Raw genomic sequence first — 19628 nt, forward strand, 5'->3', positions numbered from 1 at the left:
TCGGCAGGCACATCACTGCTCCCGCCGCACCGGGCTCCGCAAATCAATCGCCGCAATCGCATCCCCATCAACGCCGCGACGTGCGAGCATCTCCACCATGTCGCCCTGCCGCGGCTGCCCCAGCGTCAAGCGATACAGCGTCAGCTCGTCTCGCAAACGCTCGTACTTCGCCGCATCCACGCTGAACGGATACGACAGCAATACCCGGTTCACCCGAGCCGGCCCCGGATAAATCCACCACGGAGAAAACTCGCCATGACCGTGGTCGTCGCGCTCGGCCGCGGCAAACGCCGCCGACCAGGGATGCGCATCCCCATCACCCAACACGGACTCGCCATGCGTGGCGGCAATGTTCTTGCGAATCGCATGACCAGCGAACCGGTTCACCCGCCCCTCGCGCTGCTCGAAGTCGACCGGATTCGACGGCAAGTCCCAGTGCACGACCTCGTGACTCCACCAGTGAAAGTCGATGCCTTCTTGTCCCGCACTCGTCGAAGCGAGTACAAACGGCGCAAACGGGCTATTAAACGCTGCGCGCACCGACGCCATTCGCGCCGTTCCCGCATCCTCAGCACTCTGACCTCGACCGGCGCCGTAGCGAACCGCGAAGCGCGCCGACATACGAATCTGCTCGCGGTCAATCGTGTTGTCGCGCGCCACGTAGTTGGCAGCGCGGAGCCCCAGCGCATCAGCAATCCGCTCCGCGACCTTGCGCAGCTCGTCCCCGTCAAGGCGCCCGTGTACTCCGGCACCCGATTCGAGCATGAGCTGAAATACGTACTCGTCGAGCACGGCCTGCAGATTGCCGTCAGCGCAGTAGTCGAGCACCTGCTGCCAATACGGTTTCTCTTCGCCGTAGAGCGTCGACAACAGTGCAATGGTGTCGGGACGATTGAACAGCGCTCGAATCGACGTGCCGACGAGCCGTGCGGCAAGCCACAACTCCCTCGTCTCCACCTCATCCCCGCTGACCGTTTGCAGCGCGCGCCAGGCTATGTTGCCCGGCGCGTAAGCCGCCAGCCGCGGCAGCTCTGGATGCGCCAACACGTCGCCATGGTGCGCATCGGCAATGCGCATGGCCTCGAGCGCATGCGCATCAAGACCGCTCGGCGCATCCGCGTCATCGCCCAGCTGCACCCGTCGCATCTCGCGATCGCTGACGCCGCCCGGTCGAACGCCCGGGTATGCGAAGTACGCGGTCGAGGCCTGCTCCGTGGGGCGGCCGTCCAATAGCCCTTCACCCACGATAGACACCAGTTCATCGGCGTCGAGCGCGCGGTCCGACTGCGCCCGCACCGCGCGGTGATCCCCAACCTTCGCGAGCTCGGCATGCGGCCAAAACAACGGCAGCACCGACATCGCGGCCGGCCGACCATCTTCGAGCGTGCGATACGCGAGCCGCAACGACACCCGCTCATCGGCCGCAGCGTGATGGCTTGCGTACGCCAAGCGGTCGGCCTCGTGGCTCAGCAACGACGACACCGCCGTCGGCGTGGCACTCCACGACGAAAACAGCACGCATTTTGTCAGCCCAGCGTCAACCGTCGAGTAGACGGCTCCTGGTTTGAGGTAGGGCATCGATGCCGGCATCCATAGCAGCTTCCACATGCCTGTCTCGATTGTGCGCTCAGCCAGAGCGTGGAGCTTTCCGTTGCCAAAGCCGATCTCGCGCCGATCGTGCACATCATGCGAGCTGATCGATTGCGTTGCCGAGAGCAACCGAGCGAGGGCATCGGCATCCATCTCGCGCGCATCCGCCAGGCGGGTTCCGATGCGATAGTTCTCCATGAAGTTCACGAAGTACGGAATCGACTTCCAGTATTCGAGACTCAGCGGCGACTTCAACAGCTCGGCGAGCTCGTGCAACTGCACCGCGTCGAGGAGTTCGGCGGTGCTCGGCACCGGCACATCCGGTCGCACGACGCGCACAAGGTCGTCGCTATTGCTCAACCGCGGCCGCTCGCTGCGGCTCATGAGCGGCAACAGCAACTGGCGGATGCGCGCGGCTTCGTCGGTGCCAGTCGCACCGCGCGTAATCGCATGCCGATACCGCTCGAGCGCCATCTGCACCTCGTCGACATCGCCGCCGCGCCGGCCGGCGAGAAAGCGCACGGTCGCGAGAAAGTCGCGATAGTGATCTTCGTCGTCGTCGCCGTGTGTGAAGGGTTTGTAGGGCGTTGCTGACAACAACAGGACCTTCGCGGCGTGGAACTCAAACAGTGCGTGCGCGAGTTCGGCAGCATCGCCGCCATTCGGGTCGAGCAGCTGCCGAAACCGTTGAAATTCGTCGAGGATGACGAGGTCGGGCTCGAGCGACTCGATACTGGCTTTCGCCAGCTGCTGCCGCATCGCCGCAATGAGCCGAGCGGCGCGCGCCCGTTCGTGGTCGCCCAGCTTGCGCAGCCGCCGAGAATGCTCGCGCAGCTCAAGAAACTTCTGATCGATGCCGTGATTCTTGAGCAGCTCGCCGAACTTGGTGACGATATCGGGGTCAAGTTCGCCAGTTTCTGCCAGCAGCGGTCGAACATAATGGCTGTCAAACCGCTCGGGCGTTGCAACGCCGCCCTGGAGCAGCAGCCGAGTCACCCGACGATCGCTGACGCTGCGGTTGAACAGTTGATCGAGAATTACGGTGAGCATCGCCCGCTCATTGGCCGCGCCTGTGCGCTGACCGCCCTCGGCGAAAGAGGTGCCCGGGGTAAACGAGACGAGATTCACCTTCTTGCCGCCGTGGCGCGCGGGAGCTTGCAGCCGGGCCGATTCCTTCGCGAGCATGGTCAGCCGCGAGGTGAAGCCGAGCTCCCGTTCACCGGTCACATTAAGTCGGCGAAGGTTCTGTGCCGCGAGATCTTGATTGCTGCAGACGTAGATGATGTCGATCCGGTCAACCGAGTCGTCGGTTTCGAGGTGCGCAATCGCCCGCGCAACAACTCCCTTGGCGACGACGCTCTTGCCAAGCCCCGTCTCGTCGGCAACGAGAAATCGACCGGAGCCGTCGGGTCGCTCGTAGAACTGCTCGAACACGTGCTGCACGGTGTCGCGTTGAAAGCCCTTGAGCGAGGCGAGCACGGCGTCGACGTCAACGCTACTCGTCATCGCTCGCCCTCCCTCGAAGCTGCTGATGCGCATCCCATACCGCGTTCCAAAGTGGTTCGAACCCGACGGGCAACGCGGTCGATTCAGGTTCGCGCCGCAGAAAATTGATGATTCGTTGCGCATCGTCAAGCCCCTGCGCACCTCGCGCGAGCGCCCGCACCAGTGCCTCAAATAGCCCAGTGCTGCTGGCAGTGCCGCCACCAAATTCGCGCCACGCGCCGCTACCCGCCGCGTCCGTCGCAGCCGCAAGCCCTGAAAGCTGCAGCAGCATCGTGAGCAGACGAATAAACGCGGCGGGGTCGGCGAGGTGCCGCGCGATGGTCGCCTCTTTGCGGTCGGCAATGTCGTCGAGCAGGCGCATGGGGATGATGGTCGACTGCTGCTCACCGGGCAACAACGGATGCGTGGCGCTTGCGACAAGGAACGCGGTGATTTCGGTGAGGTCGAGCCCCTCGAATCGCGTGGCGTCGGCCTCGTGCTCACCGAGCCGAGTGGTGGTCGAGCCGAGGTCGGTAAGCAGCCGCCACTCGATTTCGATGCCGTTGGCGCGGGCCGGCCGCAGCGCATCCTCGAGCCCCTCTCCCACCCAGACCAGCTGCGTATGCGGCGCACCCGCGACCACGCGAGAAATCACCGCCAGCGTCGCGAGTCGGCGCAGCGCGGTGTCGACGGCATATCGCGCAGCTTCGTCGGCCGGTTCGGCCTCGCCGCCCGCAGTGTCGTAGAGCACCTTCAACTCACCGAGGGCGGCCATCGTCGTTGCGACGCCGTAGCTCGGGGTTGATGCGGCGAATTCGACCATGAACTCGACGTTGTCGTGCCAGGCCGCGCGAGTCGCGTTCGCGGAACCGAGCCAGATTCGGCTGCGACGCGACTGGTCGACGATGATCGCCTTGGCATGCAGTCCGGTGAGTTGGTGGTCGTCTTCGGCCTCAAGATTGGCGGCCTGGTCAAAGTCGTAGACATGCAGCTGCTCGTCAAAGCACTCCGGCGCGAGCCGATCGAGGCTCGTACCGCGCGACAACAGGTGGGTTTCGCCGCGGATACTCGCCCGCAGCTCGCGCATCCGGTCGTCGGTGACGAACGGCGAGATCACGAGCGCACGGTTGCCGCTCACCTTCGGTGGCGTCGCCTCGCCGATGCCAAGTGTGTGGAACGCAAGCTCGCGGATGTCATCCGAGGTCTCCCACTCGACGCTGCCAAGCCGTTCGGCGAAGTCGAGAATGCGCTGCTTGCGCGCAACGTCGAGCGGTTGGATGCAGAGCTCGGGCAGACCGCGCACGAGTCGCTGAATGGGTTCGTTCTGTTCTTGGCTACCGCCGTCGAGACTTGGGTTGCCGTCGAGTCGCACCACGATGTCCCAGCTGCGGTCGCCCGTGAGGTTTCGACTCGACGAGATGAGCCGGAAACGGTGTTCGCCCCCGCGCGCGAATTCGAGCATCCATACCTTTGGGTGGAAGATGCCACCGGGTGTCGCTACCGCGTGGATCGGCTCTTCGAGATAAGTAACGAGATCGCTGTGCTTGCCGAGAGTGATCTCGCCCGCCTGCGCGAAGATGTCGATCGCATCGGCAGCCTGGCTGATGGCGGCGAAGGTCGACACCGGGTCGTCGGCGTCGTGCAGCCGACTCGCGCTGAACGACAGTGGTACGGCGAGCGCCGAGATGAGGTCGAGGGTGAAGGTCGTGCCGATGGCCTGGACGAGCCGGAAGCCCGTCGGCGGCTGGAGCTGTTCGGTGAACGTCGCGCGCTGTTGCGGCTCAAGCATCGGTGACCTCGATCGCTTGGTCGAGCCCGTTGTGAATGTCGGCCAGAATTCTGCGGACGTATGCCCAGCGATAGCCGATGCGCCCCGATTGCGAGCCGCCGCCCCACATACTCAAGCGTTTGCGGCTGGCGTCGATGCGATACAGCGTGGGCTTATTGGTGCGTTCTCGACGACGAACGAGTCGGCGGGCGTCGTCATGCTCGGCCAGGCTGGCGAGCGGATGTTCGCGGGTGAGCTCGAGCCAGTTGCGCACAAACGCGACGGTCCCGGGTTTGATCGGCATGCCCCGAGTGAGCTCGAGCCGGGCAAAGAAGTCCTCTATCGGCCAGGCAAAGCGGTCGACCTCACTATCGAGCTGGCGCGCCCATTCGGCGAAGCGGCCGCGATAGTCCTCGACCGGGTTCGCCACCCGGTCGAGCCCAGCGGCCTCGTAGCTTTCGGCGATGAGCAGATTGTAGAGCAGCTGCACGCCGTGAATTACTGCCGAGAACGTCTGCGCGTGGTTGAGGAGCGCCTTCGCATCGCCCGTCGCGGTCTGCGCTGCGTTGGTTTTCCAGGGAAACCGGCTGTCGTCGTCGGGGCGAACGTGCAGAAAGTGCGCGAGCAGCGTGCCGTCGGTTTCCATGACGATGCGGTCACGCAGCCAGGATGCTTCATGGTGCGTGAGCGCGAATCCTCCGGGCACTTGGCCGGGGAAGCCCTGCGGTGCGGGCGGAATCTCGGCCGACCAGGCTCGGTGCTGCGAAGTCATTTCCTCGTCGCCGGCGATGGTGTGCTGTGGCGAATTCGCGGTGTCGCTGCGGCTTGCGGCAGCGTCACTGCGAATGCCGTAGCGGCCGAGTGCGCTCCAGTAGATCGATGACGGCAGCATCTTGACCGCGCCGCCGGCTTGGCCGCCAATGAGGCCGGCGCTATCGCGGCTGGCTGCAAGCGCCGGTATGAGCTTGCGCTCGAGGCGTTTCGCCTGCGCCGCGGGGTCGGTTTTGTCAGCGGATGCGAGTTGATAGATCCACGGCACGAACAGCAGGTACTTCGCGCGGGTGTGCAGGGTCGAGCTGCCAGGAAATAGCGCGTCGCCGAGGGCATCGCGGATTTGCCCGAAGCCGAGCTCGTCACGGCTGTCGCGGTCGGTGAACAGGCTCACGATGTCGCGCATCCGCTGCTGCTCTGCGGCGGATGCGTCAAGCCACGCGATGAGTTCTGGCATCGCTACTGTTCCTTCGAACTCCCAGCACTCCCGAAACCCCACCTTCGAACGTCACCACAAGCTCATCGCGCGCACGCGTCGCGGCGACATAGAGCAGCGCGGCCTCGTGCATCCGATGTTCCTGCGCGATCGCCTCGGTCGCGTCGCGGCGCAGCGGCACGGGGAACCGACCTTCAGAGATGTCGTAGAGCAGCACCCGCGAGAACTCGTGGCCCTTCGACTGGTGCATCGTCATGGTCGTCAGGGCACCAGCCTGCGGCTCGTCAGCTGGCGTGACGAATCGCGCTGCGATGCCCTGGTCGCCAAGCATCGTCGCGATGTTCTGCGCATCCCGCCGCGAGCGCGCGAGCACCGCGACGGTCGACGGCGCGACGCCCTCGTCGATCCATTCGCGCACGACGCGCAGCACCGTATCCACCTGCGCGCCAGCCGCCTCGACCAGCCGCGGCTCGGGGCCGCGGCGCGCCGAGAGATACCCCGACACGTCTTCGCGCGAGCCCTCGCCCGTCACCCATTCTTCGCCCTCGAGCGCCCGCAGCGCGAAGTCGAGGGTCTCTTGCGTCGTGCGGTAATTGAGCTTGAGCCGCCGCGAGCGCCCCCGCAGATCGATGCCGACGCGAGCCATGCGCACGGGCCGCCCGTAGATACGCTGGTGCGCGTCCTCGGCAATAAACAGATCGTTCGGACCGGGCACCGCGAGCGCCCGCAGAAACTGCCACTGCGGCGCGATCAGGTCTTGCCCCTCATCGACAAGCACGTGGTCGGCCATGCCCCCGAGACCTTCAAGCGTCGCCGCCGCGATGGCCGCGAGTTCGGCGAACGCCACCTGCCGGTCGATCTTCTGGCTCAGGCGAAACTGCTCAATCGCGTCCCACACCGCCACGCGCTGCCGGCGGCCGAGCCGCGTGCCGCTGCCGAGCCGCGACGCCCGCAGGTACTCCTCGCGCGAGGCGATGCGCTCGCGCAATACAATGTCGAGGTACTCCTCTTCGAGAAACGCCGCCGAGGCGAGCCGCTCCCCGAGCTCCGATTCGAAGCGCCGCGCGGTCGCCTCCCACTGCTCGGTGCTCGCCCCGCTCGGCCGGCGCCCATCGGCCGACGAGCCGAGCACCCGCTCGCTCGCCGCATTGAACTCGCGCGGCCAGCGCCGCCGCACCTCGGCAACGAGCTGGTCGACGCCCGCGACATAGATGCCGGCGTCGCCGAGCTCAGCGGCAAGCGGCAGCTTCGGGTCGAGCCGCTGCAGGTCGCGGCTCAGCATCGTCGCGAGCGTGCGCGTGTAGGTCGTAAGCACGATGCGCGCCTGCGGGTTGTCGAGCGCGAGCCGCCGCGCGCGGTGCAGCAGGATCACCGTCTTGCCGGTGCCGGCGCCACCCGTGAGACGGAACGTGCCGGCGTAGTTGCGCTCGACGTAGTGCTGCTGATCGGGGTGCAAGAAGACCGTCCACGCGCCGAAGTCCTCGGCCTCGATCACGCGCCGCAGCTCATCCTGACCGTCGACATACTTGAACTGGCGGCGGGCGGCCGGATGCTCGAAGCCACGCAGGATGCGCTCGTCTTCGTTCTCGAAAGGCTCGGGTTGCGCGACTGGCGTGTCTGCCGCAACATCAGCCGCCCCAACCGTGTCGCCTGGCTCGTCGGCAGCAGTATCATCGACGGGCTCGGATGCGTCGGAGGTCGCGGCGGCAGCTACGGCGTCCCCGGCCTCGACCTCAACATCCTCCCCAACAACCTCGAGCGCCTCGGGGTCGGCCATCTCACCGTGTATCTCGGCAAGAATCCCGTCGATCGGCTTGCCCTCGAGCAGCGCGATCACGGCGAGCTCCTGCCAGCCGTTGGTAAACCGGTCGACGAAGGCGGTGAGCGCCGCGTCGTCGGGCGCTGCCATGAGTTCTTCGGCGTCGGCGACGTTGAAGCCGAGCTCCTCAACGAGCCCCCGAAGCGTGTAGCCCTTGCGCTCGAGCACGGGCGTCACCACGAGCCCCTGCGCGGTCGCGGCGGCCGCCTTCTCTTGCGCATCGGCGATCTGCCGGGCGCGTTCGACGACCTCGTCGACGCCGCTCGCAACCGCCTCGGCGTCGACCTCGAGAATCTCGTTCACCCCGTTGACGGGGTTCACACGCAGCACGCGCGTGCGCGCCACCTCGATCGCCTCGTCATGCGGCCACACGCCGGTGTACACGTAGGTGACCTCGCCGCGCGGCGGGTCGAGCCGAAACAGAACGGCGCGCCAGAACTCGTCGACCCGGCCGGTGCGGGCACGCGGGTCGGCGGCGTGCGTCATCGGCTCGATGTGCAGGCCCGGCGTCGTGTCGTCGTCGTGCAGCTTGCTAAGAAAGCTGAACACCTTCGACTTGAGGTTGCCGTCGACCGAGTTCGACTTCTGCTGTGCCCAGATCACCTGTGGCATTACGCTCCCCCTCGTTCGGTGAAGTAGTTGATGATGCCCGCCGCGTCGCGCGCCTCGAAGCCGGCGTCACGCACGAGCGCGAGCTCCGACTCGCCGAGCCCGGGGGCGAAGGCGAGCCGCGCATCTGGCCAGCTCGCGAGCACGAGCACGCCCGTCTCGAGCTCTTCGCCGACCTCGGGCGCGGGCACGACGCCCGCCTGCTGCAGCGGCGCGAGCGCCTCGACCTCGTCGGGCAGCGCGTACTCGAGCGCGAGCTGCCACTGCGAGCCGAAGGCGTAGTCGGGCGTTCCACCCGGCACGGCGGGCGTTGCAGCGACGTCAGAAGCCCCGGCAAGCAGCGAGCGCGTCGACACGACGGTGTTCGCGGCATCGTGCCCGAGCACATTCGACCAGTGCAGGTATTCGCGCCACTGCGCCCGGAAGCCTGCATCGGCGAGCGCATCGGCGCCGTCGTCGAGCACGAGCGCACTCGTAAACGTCGGTCCGCTGCCGCCCGGCTGGTACTGCGTCACGGCGACAAAGCTGCCGTCACGCCGCTGTGCCGCGGTCGGAGCGCCAGGGGGAAGCGGTGCGTCGAGGCATTCGAGCGCCGCCGCCGCCACGCTGCGCTCGCCGAGCTCGGCGGTCTGGCCGGTGCCGATCATCAGCATGGGCAGGGCGGCCAGGATTCGCTGCCAGGCCGACATTGCGAGCTGCGGGTCGCGCATCCAGTCGAGGATGCGCGACATCGGGTTCGCGAAGATGCGCTCGATGTCGCCGGCGTTAAGCCCGAGCTGCGTGCCGAGCCCGTCGTAGGTGCGGCTCTCGCGGGCCCAGGAGGGCAGCTCAGCGGGAACCCCACGAAGGAACTCGTCGACGTCTTCCCACGTCAGCGAAATCACGGTGGTGCCGGTCTCGCGAATCGCCGCACGCTTCGCGGCATCGTCGGCGAGGCGGTCGATCGCCTGCGTCGCATGAAACTGGTAGCCGTCGAGGAACACGGCGAGCCGCCCGTCGGCCGCATTACTCGACTCGAAGAGAAAGTCGGGGCGAGCGCCGGCGAGGTGCTGCTCGGGCTGCACCGTGATGAGCGAGCGCTGCGGCATCGTCACGGTGAGCGAGTTGCCGAAGGTGGTGGGCTGCTGGGTCACGGTCGCGGCCATCACCTCGAGCCCGCCGAGCAGCGCCGTGCGGAACTGCTGCTCGAGGGCCGAGCCCGAGTCGCGCTTGCCCGGGTCTTCGGCCTTCACCTCCCAGTGGTGCCGCGGCGCCGATTCGACATCGTCGCGCGGCACGCCGAGTAGTTGCCGCAGCACGCGCACGCCGGTCGAGCGCCACACGTTCTTCGTGGCGCGGCCGGGCGCGAATGGCAGCAGGCAGCGGTGGCACGCCGCCCGCTGCTCGTGCTGGCACACGCATGCCTCGAGCACCTCGAGGGCCGAGACGAGGATGCGCTCGAGCCCGTCGGGTGTCGCGTGGTCGGCAAGATAGCCGGTGCCGCCGGGCACGCGGTCGTGCACGAGCAGGCCCGTGAAGGTTGCGGTGCCAGCGCCCGCGTGCGAGACGTCGCGCACGAGCGCGATGTCGAGGTGTTGCGGGTCGCCGCCGATCACCTCGCGCAGCCCGAGCCGCAGCGCCGCCGCGAGCGAGGGCAACACGAACTCGTCGGTCTGCACCGCGTCGGGCAGGCGCAGCAGCAGCCCCTGCGTCTCGAGGGTGCGGGCGAGCGCCACCTGCACCGGGTCTTCATCGCGCAGCTTGCGGTGCGAACACCACGGCTGATGCTCGCGCCACGAGTTGTCGCCGGGCTCGGTGTCGCGGTGCCCGCATTCGCGGCAGACGCGAAACAGCGGCGCCGAGGTCGTGACCCCGCCGAGCAGCCGCTCGGCGCTGCCCGAGCCGTCGCGTTGCGTGCCGAGGTTCAGGGTGCGCAGCGTCACGGCGCGCGCGTACTTCACGCCGAAGCCAGTCTTCGCGTCGAACCACTGCGTGAGCACGGCGTCGGGGTCGATGTCGGCGAGGTCGAGCATCGTGAAGTGGTGCTGCACGCGTTCGTCGCTCGCGTCAGAAATGAGGTGCTCGTCGCGGCGCACCTGCGCCGACACTTTCTCGAGCTCAATCGCCAAAAGCTGCTGCCCCGTGTCGGCGAACGCGGCCTCGCCGCAGCGCGGGCAGGGGCCAAGCTCCGCGACCTGCTCGAGCGTGAGGTCGTGCACGTGCCCGCAGGTCGGGCAGCACACCCAGGTGTGCACGGCCTCGCCGTTCGCGCCGGTCTCGACGCTGTCGACTTCGATCGCGAGGCCCTGCGCGTAGAACGTCGCGCCGGGTGCGAAGTCGCGGATCGCGTTCGAGGCGTCGCGGGTGTAGCGGAACGACTCCTGCGCGAACACCTGCGTATCGGCGTCGATCCAGCTCACGGCGACGTCGAGGTCGACGGCGTCGTCGAGCAGCGTGTAGTTCGGCAGCACGCCGACGCGCTCGAGCGCCGCCACCCAGAACTCGTTGTCAAGTTCGGCGCGCGTGCGCCGCAGCATGCGATGGATCGACACGGCAGCGCGCAGCTCCGAAGCATCCTCTTCGGTCGCGGCGGGCGCCTCCGCCCGTTTCTCCAACTCCTCAATGAGCCGCGAGGTCTCGGTAATGCGCCGGTCGAGCCGGTCGACCTCGAGCGCAAACGCGCGGGATGCGGCGGCCAGGTCGGCGGCGACCGGCACCACGCCGTCATCCCCCGCCCGAAGCCACGCGCGTAGCTCGGCCACGCTGTCGTCACGCAGCAGCGAGCGCCGCGCGCCGTCAGCATCCACCGTATCGAAGCACGCGAGATAGCGCTCGAGCAGCTCGCCGCCGAACTCCTGAATCTCGTCGATCACGTGCCCGAGCGGGGTGTCGGCGTCGGCCGAGGCGAGCACGTCGATCGCCCGCCGTGTGCCCTGCTGACCGCCCCGCGCGGCGATCTCGTCGAAGATCGTCGCGAGAAACTGTCGCTTGAGAATCTCGACCGCGTCGAGGTACGTCGCCGGCGCGGGCACCTCGCCGTTGATGAGCTCGAGCGGCTCCTGGTACCAGGCGAGCTGATCGTGCCGCCCCGGTACGAACGCGAGCGCGAGCGCGCTCCCACTGAGGCGACCGGCGCGGCCCACGCGCTGCACGTAGTTCGCGACGGTTCGCGGCAGCGAGGCGAGGACGACGGTCGAGAGGTCGCCGATGTCGATACCCATCTCGAGCGTCGGCGTCGCCACGAGCACGTTCGGCGCATCGGGCTGCGTCTCGGCACCCTTGAACGCCTGCTCGTAGGCGAGGCGCACGTCGTCGGGCAGCAGGCTCGTGTGCTCGCGGGCGACCACGCGGCGCATGTTCGACTCGGCGTAGAGCGTGCGGTAGTAGTTGTCGGGCTTCAGCGCGTGGCGGCGCAGCATGCCGTCGTGGCACTGCAGCACCGGGCATCGAGCCCCGTCGAGCTGCGCCACGGTCGTGGGGCTGCCCGCGGTGAGCGCGCCGCAGCTGTCGCACTCGAGCATCGTGTTGCCGGCGGTGAGGTCGGCGTCGGATGCGGGGCGCACGAGAATGCGCTCGGGCGCGAGCGCGAACGCCGGGCTCGTGCCACCGCGCTCCACGTGGTGGGTTTCGACGAGCTCGCCCTCCGCGAGCGCGTCGAACAGCCGTCGCACGAGCCGCCCGCTCGCCTCCTTCGGCACATCGAGGATGCGCGAGGTCCAGCGCGCGTACCAGCCGGTCGGCGAGGTGAGGTCGTCGAGCAGGTACTCGGCCTTGCCGTGCTTCGGGTTCGCGCCGACGCGGGCGAAGGCGGGCGCTGAGCGACCCTTCGGGAACGCCGGCATGCCCTCGCGGTGCGGCCGCCCACCCCAGACGCGGTACCGCAGCCCGCTGTCTTTGATGTAGGCCTTGAGCCACGGGTGCATGATGCCGCCGCGCGAACGCAGCTGCTCGAGCACGCCTCGCGCCCAGGCGACGAGCGTCGGCCCGGCGATCTCGCCGTCGCTGCCGAGCTCGGCATTGAATTCAAACCCGCTCACGGCCTCGCGGGCGAGGCGTTCGAGCAGCTCGGGGGTGCCGGTGTCGACCTCGGCCGTCACCGAACCGGTCTTCTCGAGCGTGCGCGCGAACGACGACTGCAGCCCGAATTCGAGGCTGAGGTCGAAGGCCATGCGCTTTGCGACGCGGCGGCGCGTGGGCAGGTCGACGTTGTTCGCGTCGGCGGTCTGCCAGAAGCTGCGAAAGCTCTCGCGGTCGACGATGTCGGGCCCGAGCAGCCGGTAGCGGTCGGCCTGAGTCGTCGCGCGCGCGAGCATCTCGGTCGCAAGTTCGGCGAGGGTGCGCGTCTGCGTGCCGAGCGCCCGACGAATCGCGTTGCGCAGCCCGAAGGTGTGCGCGCGCGACTGCACGAAGCCGGCGCGGTGCGCGGCGTCTTGCACGCTGTCGGTAAAGACGAGCTCTTTCTTCTCGGCGTCGTCGAGCTCGCCGTCGCCGAACAGCGAGGTGGTCACCACCGAGAGCAGCGTGGCGACGGCGGCGCCCATGAAGCGAATGCCGTCGCGCTGCCCGCACGCCGGGCACACGTCGTTGCGGGTGTCGCGCTCGGCGTCTTCGCCGTCGAGCCAGCGAACGGGGAGAATGTTCGTGTCGACGTCGCCGCCCTCGAGCCCCGGATGCGTCGCGAACACGCTGCGCTCGCGCACGTCCCACCACCCGAAGCCGGGCACGGGCTCGTTCTTCTCGTAGTGCTGGTCGGCCTCGCGGTCGGCGTAGATGAGGGCCCGAAAGTTGCCGGTTTTGCGCACCGACTCTTCGCGCGGGTTCACGCTCGCGGGCGCGAGGGCGCGGTGCTCGCCGGTGCTCTTCACCGCGATGCCCCAGCCGCTGCGGCCGCAGTGGCGACAGTACACGGCGGGCACGGCGTCGCGCCCCGCGTCAGAGTGCGCGTCTTGGTTCTCTTGCAAGAACGTCTCGCCGTCGTCTTTCCAGCGGAAGCCGACGCTCGGGCCGGCGATGCGGTCGAGGCGGGTGACTTCGCGGATCCACACGTTCACGTCGACCGAGGGCGCGCGGAAGCCGACGGCGGCGCGCACCTGGCTCAGCGCCGCGAGCACGGCGTTCACGGTGTCGGCGGCGGCATCGGCGTCGCGCGTGACCGAGCCGTTGAGGATGCCCGCGACGAGCGCATCGAGCGCCACCGGGGCGGCCGTGCGTTCAAGCACCTCGAGCACGAGCGGATGCGCGCGCAGCGCATCGTGGAGCACCTCGGCGTCGGCCGCGACGAACTCCCCCGGATCGGTGAAGAGCTCGGCGACGACGCGGCGCGCGAGGTCGAGCGGTTCGTCGCCCGCGCCAGACACGGCGGCGGCAACGGCGGTGGTGTCGATCGCGGGCGCGTCGACGCCCTCGGCGCCGAGCAGCCGCGGCCGGCCGGCAGGGATGCGCATGGCCTCGGCCGCCCACTGCGCCACCGTGTAGCGCGTCTCGCCCACGACGCTGCCGGTGTCGAAGCCGCCGCCGAACACGGTGTTCGCGAAGTCGAGCATCACCGTCGGGTCGTCGCCGCCGAGCGTCGCCGAGGTGGCGACGGGCGTGATTTTGCCGAGCGGCGCCGCCTCGGCCGCGGCGTCGATGCCGAGGGATGCGCGGGCAGCCGGGTTCTGCGGCCAGTGCCGCTTGAGCGCGAGGCCGAGGCGGCGCAGCAGCATGGCGACGTCGGTGCCCTGCGCGCCGTCGTAGGTGTGGAACTCGTCGAGCACGAGGTACTGCAGGCTCGTGGCGCTCTGCTGCCAGATGCCCTGGTCGTCGTGGCGCAGCAGCAGCTGGTCGAGCATCTTGTAGTTGGTGAGCAGAATGTCGGGCGCCTTCGCCCGCATGGTGCCGCGGTCGGTGATGAGCCCGTCGCGGCTCACCTTCGAGCGTTTGGGGCCTGCCTCGCCGACGAACAGGCCCGCGCTGACCCCCGAGAGTTCCGGATGCGCCGAGATGAGCTGCGCGAGCCGTCGCGCTTGGTCGTTCGCGAGCGCGTTCATCGGGTAAAGGATGAGCGCCTTCATGCCCGTCTGCCCGGCGCGCTGCATTCGCAGCACGTGGTCGAGAATCGGGTAGAGGAACGCCTCGGTCTTGCCCGAGCCAGTGCCGGTGGTGACCATCGTCGGCCGCGGGCCGTCGCCGCCCGTGTGACGCGCCGAGCTCAGCCGTTCGAAGGCGGCGAGCTGGTGGCCGTGCGGCGGATACGGTGCCCCGTACCACTCGAGCACCTCGGTGGCCTCGCGCTCGGCGGCCCTGAAGGGCAGGCGCGTGCGGATGTACGGTCCGCGAAAAATGCCGTTCGTCGAGTCGCCGAGAAACTCGTCGAGCTTCTCGGCGACCTGCCGCTCGGCGAGGCCGAAGGTCGTGCGTATGTAGTCGCCGATCGATCCCTGTAATTGGCCGACCTGCAGCGACGGCAGCAGCGCGGCCACTACGACTCCTGCAGTTTCTTCTCGAAGTAGGCGTAGGCCTCGCGCATTTCGGCCTCGCGGTCGAGCGTGCGGAATGGCAGCTCGTACTGCACGTAGTTGCCCGCCACGTTCTGTGCGTAGAGCTCGTCTTGCTTGAGATCGTCGCCGCGCTTGCGCCACTCGCGCACGAGCTCGCCCGGAACCTCGCGGCCGTTCATGTCGTAGACGTACTTGTTCTTGTCGTAGCCATAGAGCACGGGGAACTGCGTGCGGTAGATCGTGCAGAGTTCGTCAGCGGAGATGCCGAGACTCAATGCCACGATGGCGTCGATCTCGAGGAGCGCTTGTCGGCGTTCCGCGTCGAGACGAAGCGGCACGCCTGTATTCCATCGACTAATGGACGCATTTTCAAGAGAAGCAGCGTCGTGCCACCACGGCTGTATCGCCCAGTTAGCTGGTCCTGCGTTCGCCTGCCAGAAATCCTCATACGCGGAAGTAACACTCACGAGTCGGCCAAATCTCCAGAATAGTTCAGTCCGCAATATTTCTATGTCGCTGAAAGTAATTCGGTTAAAGACCGAGGTCCAGATGTTTCCTTTGGGAACAAGCCTTACCTGAAAGTCAGAAAGTATCGAGACAGCGAAGACGCCAGCCATGTATAGCTTTGACAGACTTTCTCCTTGCGTTGCCCCGACTGTGGTGACGGCGTTCACATGCGCCACGCCAGGGGGCACAATTGCACCAATCAGCGTCCGCTCGCCAGTGTTTGCAGCCATATTGCGCCAGGCGAAGCGGAAGAAGTTGCGGGCATTCTGCCCATCCCAGTGTGTGTATTGGGCGTCGTAGCTTGCGTCTCGGATCGGCTTGTACGACGTCACTGGCAACGAATCAATGCCCAGCATCTCAAGGTCTACCCGCGTCCAGTCGGCCTTGCTCTTCAACGTTTCGTTGGGCCATTTAAAGAATGGGTTCGCAACGTGAAGGTGGACCCCCTGCAAAATCACGTCATCCCATGACTTGGCGGGCCCCCACTCCACATCGAACCGTCCTTTGCGGCGATCGATGGTCTCATGCCAGCCGCCACTCCATTCGAGTCCCAGCGAGCCGAGTCGAGGCTGATCAACCAGTTTCTCCAGCACCGTCTGCAGGCTAGAGGTCACCGTGTACACCATCGGAGACTCTAAAATCGGCACTTCAGCGTCACCCAATACATCGCGCCACGTGTGGAGTACGCTTTCGTCAACCGTCGTGATGCGAGCCGAATGGGGGCGAAGGTCCCAGTTCCCTTCGGGGTCTTTGAGTCCTGGTTCTTCGCCTGAACCGTCATGGGAAAGTGATCTTTCAACGGTCTCGGGGTGATAAAGGCTCACAGCGTTCAAGAATGACGTTTTACGACTTGTCGCATATGTATGAACGCCATAAGTCATCAGGTCGCCGACTTCGGTAAACAGCTTGAGCTCATTTACAAAGTGCCAGTGTCGACGCAGCCTTGAGTAGGTTTGCGCGCGAAACTTTCCCGCTTTGACGTCTGTCATGTGGCTGTCTGGATGAACCAGTGACGCCGCGCCCTTCATCGAACTATGCCGCCACGTCGAAACCATGAAACAGCGATATAAATCCGGTTGAAGACCAGCGAGAGGCGAATATTCATTACGACTGCCGACAAACGTCGAAGTGGAAATAACGTCACCAACACCATCCGCAACTAACTCGGGCATGCCGAGCATCCCCAGCGCCTCGCCACGCTTGATCGCCTTTTGCTGCTGCGTCGCCTTCGGGTTGAGTTGCCACCAGGGGTCGGCCTCGGCGTAGAGCGCTTCGATGTCGGTGCGGGGCCGCACCCAGGGTGGGTTTCCGACCTGCAGGTCGAAGCCGCCGTGGGTCGCCATGAGCGACGCGAAGTCGAGATCCCAGTGGAAGAAGCCCTGCGCATCCGACACCTCGCGCACGACCTTGAGCCACGGGTGCTCCTTCACGACCTCGTTGATGTCGACCGCGCCCGCAAAGTCGAGGTCGAGCTGCTCCGACTCCCCGAGCGTGTGCCAGTCGGTGCCGATGTGCAGGCCGGTCTGCCCCTGCGCCCGCGCCCTCGCCGGCACTTCGGCGTGAACGCCGAGAATCTGCTGCAGCGCATCCACCCACTGCTCGAAGCTCGGCGGCACGTCGTTGCGCTCGCCTATCGGCACCGGCCAGAACCACAGCGCGCACCACGCGTTCATCACGAGCCGCAGGCGCTGGTAGGCGCCGTTCGGGTCGTCGAGCTTGCGCTGAATCTCTTCGCGGCTCACCGCATCCGACTTCTCAGCGCGCGATTCTTGCCCAAACAGCTCGATGTGGCGCCGGGCCTCGGTCTCGGCGATCTCGAGGCGGCGCACCACGAACTGCCACATGCGCTCAACGCGCATCGAGAGGTTCAGCAGTGTGTCGACCTGCTTCTTCTCGGGCTGCTTCGTCACCGTCTTGCGCCAGTCGCGCAGCGCCTTCGCGCCGTCGGGCGTGAGCTTCTTCACCTCGGCGTTTTCGGCTGCGGCCGCCCATCCGTCTGCGGGCAGCAAGAAGTGGAAGATCTTGCCGCTCGTCTGCGAGGCGAGGCGCTCATCGCGCAGGTCATCGGCGAGCGAGGTCGCCGAGATCTCGGTGGGCTCGGTCTTGAGCCACGCGCGCTTCTTCAAATCGCCCGGCGCATACATCGCGCGGCGCGCGCCGATGAGCGAGTTACCGCGGCGCAGGTGCAGGCCGAACCACGGCGCATCCAGGCCCTTGAGCATCGTGTCGAGCCAGAGCGAAATCTCGGCGAGCTCGACCGCGGTCGCGTTGAGGTCGACGCCATACACCTGGTGCAGCGCGATGTGCGCCTTCACCCGCTGCAGCTCCTGCGGGTACTGCTCGGGCTCGATCGTGATGCCAGTCTCGGCCTGCTTGCGCTTGAGGTACTCGGCCGCGAGCTGCCGCGTCGCCTCGATGGCGAACGCTCCCGAGCCGAGCGCCGGCTCGCACACCGTGAGCTTCAGAATCTCGTCGGCCGTGGTGACCGTGTCGTTCTGGTCGAGCAGCTCGGCGAGCGCCTGCGACACCGTGAACTTCGTGAGCACTTCGGGCGTGTAGTACGACGCCGACTGCTGCCGTGCCCGGCCCGAGAGCCGGTACACGAATGTGCCGCGGCGGTGCACCACCTTTTCGAGCACGCCCGTGAGCTCGTTCTCGGTCATGACGAAGTCGTTGTCGTCGAGGTGGCTCGCGCGGGTGACCGGCACGACCCACGAGCCCTTGCTCGCGTCGCCGTTTTTCGCCACCTCGTAGAGATCATCTTCGGCGAAGAAGCCGGTGTACGACATGAGGCCCTCGTACACGGCGCCGAGCTGGTTGATGCCGAGATCGGCGTAACTGATGAAGCCGCGATCTTGCCCCTTCTGCTGCTTCGAGAGCAGCAGTCGCGCGAGAATGCGCGTCATCGCGCCGTCGCCGAGGCCGACCTCGTCGATGAGCGCGATCGCCTCGGGGCGGAACAAGTCAGCGCGCAAGCTGTGAAAGCTGAGGCCGTCGACGAGGTGCTCGTCTTTCTTGTTACTGCGCTCGCCGTGGCCCGTGTCAATGAGGCGGAACAGCATGCCGAGCGACGCGTAGATGTGCGTCGCCTCGCGGGCGCGCGTCGACTCGAGCTCGACGAGCGCGAGATCGCGCAGGCGGTCGACGCTGTAGCCCTCGCCGTACTCGGGCGAACCCACCGGCAGCACCTCGAGCTCGGGCGAGGCCTCGGCGTAAAGCAAGAAGAGAATGCGGTAGAGGTAGCGCAGCGACTGCACCGCGAGCGGCTGCGCCTGCTGCTTCGGCAGCGGCTCGAGGCCCTGGGCCGCGCGGCGGCGCACGACCTCGTTCGCGATGTCTTCGATCGACAGGCGCACGCCCTCGCGGAGGTCTTCTGAGACGCCGACGGCGTGCTTCTTCGATGCCTCGATCACCTCGGTCCACCACGGGGTGCCCGAGTTCTCGAGGCCCGCCGACTCGAAGCTCTCGACCGCGATCGCGGCGATCGTGCGGTCGAGCTCCCCCGCCTGCTTCGTGTCGTTGCGCTCGATCACGAGCTGCAGGTCGACGGCGAGGTAGCGGCCCTCGGGCCAGCGCTCGCGATCGGTGACGAGCAGCCAGCCGCCCGCGAACACGATCGCGTACGGCACCTCTTCGATCTGGAATATGTGGCTGAGCAGCTTCGGCACCGCGTGAATGGGATGGTTCTCGTCGTCGCGCGGCGCGAACGGCTCGGCGAGCTGGTGCTGCTCGGCGCCGTTGCCCTTGCGAAGCAGCTCGTCGACCGAATCAGCGGGAAGCGCCTTGACGATCGCGAGGAACGGCGCCTCGACGCCCTCGTCGTGCAGCCAGCGCACGGGGCCTTCGCGGCGCTGCTCGACGAATCCGGTGTTCGCGCCCATGGCCGCGGCGAGCGTGTCGTAGAGCAGCGCGTCGAGGTCTGCCGCCGTGCTGGGGCTCGGCGTTCGCGCCGGCTCGTCGCGCGCATCCGCCTGTGCCTGCCCCAGCTTGCTGAACGCGTCGACGAGCGCCGCGCGATGCGACTTGAAGCGCGAGCGCGCCGACTCGTGGCCGTCGTCTTCAGTGGCCTTCCAGAGCTTGTGGCGTTTGACGACCTCGGCGCGGAACGACTCTGACTTGCTGTCGGTGGTGAAGAAATGCTCGCTGAGCCAGCTCTCGCCAATGATCAACGCGTCGTCGGCCATG

The 19628-nt window shown here is 67.0% G+C and carries 6 protein-coding genes; all 6 read right to left on the reverse strand.

Annotated features, from left to right (window positions below):
* Positions 1-12: 12 nt before the first annotated feature.
* From M3M28_RS07725 to M3M28_RS07750, 6 genes are read right to left on the reverse strand one after another with little or no spacing between them, the layout of a single operon-like run.
* Positions 13-3129, reverse strand: a complete 3117-nt coding sequence (locus M3M28_RS07725) for a helicase-related protein (protein WP_249385922.1) — start codon at positions 3127-3129, stop codon at positions 13-15.
* Positions 3086-4864: a phospholipase D family protein gene (locus M3M28_RS07730; RefSeq protein ID WP_249385923.1), complete on the reverse strand. Its 1779-nt coding sequence runs from the start codon at positions 4862-4864 to the stop codon at positions 3086-3088. The genes M3M28_RS07725 and M3M28_RS07730 overlap by 44 nt, the downstream gene beginning before the upstream one ends.
* Entirely contained in the window at positions 4857-6071 is a 1215-nt protein-coding gene (locus M3M28_RS07735; RefSeq protein WP_249385924.1) for a DUF6361 family protein, read from the reverse strand. Before M3M28_RS07735 ends, M3M28_RS07730 begins: the two co-directional genes overlap by 8 nt.
* Positions 6046-8481 (reverse strand): 3'-5' exonuclease, encoded by a 2436-nt coding sequence (locus M3M28_RS07740; protein WP_249385925.1) that lies wholly within the window; start codon positions 8479-8481, stop codon positions 6046-6048. The genes M3M28_RS07735 and M3M28_RS07740 overlap by 26 nt, the downstream gene beginning before the upstream one ends.
* The gene (locus tag M3M28_RS07745) at positions 8481-14918 is read right to left on the reverse strand and encodes a DEAD/DEAH box helicase (protein WP_249385926.1); all 6438 of its coding nucleotides are present in this window, start codon (positions 14916-14918) and stop codon (positions 8481-8483) included. The genes M3M28_RS07740 and M3M28_RS07745 overlap by 1 nt, the downstream gene beginning before the upstream one ends.
* A complete protein-coding gene (locus M3M28_RS07750; RefSeq protein ID WP_249385927.1) occupies positions 14918-19627 on the reverse strand; it encodes a DNA methyltransferase in 4710 nt (1569 codons plus the stop codon). Before M3M28_RS07750 ends, M3M28_RS07745 begins: the two co-directional genes overlap by 1 nt.
* Position 19628: the final 1 nt, after the last annotated feature.

Origin of the sequence: Gulosibacter sediminis (assembly GCF_023370115.1) — a bacterium.
In the GTDB taxonomy this organism is placed as follows: Bacteria; Actinomycetota; Actinomycetes; order Actinomycetales; family Microbacteriaceae; genus Gulosibacter; species Gulosibacter sediminis_A.

What these genes read in the sequence shown, in the direction of transcription:
- M3M28_RS07750 (WP_249385927.1), bottom strand. Translation starts at nt 19,627, where the DNA reads ATGGCCGACGACGCGTTGATCATTGGCGAGAGCTGGCTCAGCGAGCAT.
- M3M28_RS07740 (WP_249385925.1), bottom strand. Translation starts at nt 8,481, where the DNA reads ATGCCACAGGTGATCTGGGCACAGCAGAAGTCGAACTCGGTCGACGGC.
- M3M28_RS07735 (WP_249385924.1), bottom strand. Translation starts at nt 6,071, where the DNA reads ATGCCAGAACTCATCGCGTGGCTTGACGCATCCGCCGCAGAGCAGCAG.
- M3M28_RS07725 (WP_249385922.1), bottom strand. Translation starts at nt 3,129, where the DNA reads ATGCGCATCAGCAGCTTCGAGGGAGGGCGAGCGATGACGAGTAGCGTT.
- M3M28_RS07730 (WP_249385923.1), bottom strand. Translation starts at nt 4,864, where the DNA reads ATGCTTGAGCCGCAACAGCGCGCGACGTTCACCGAACAGCTCCAGCCG.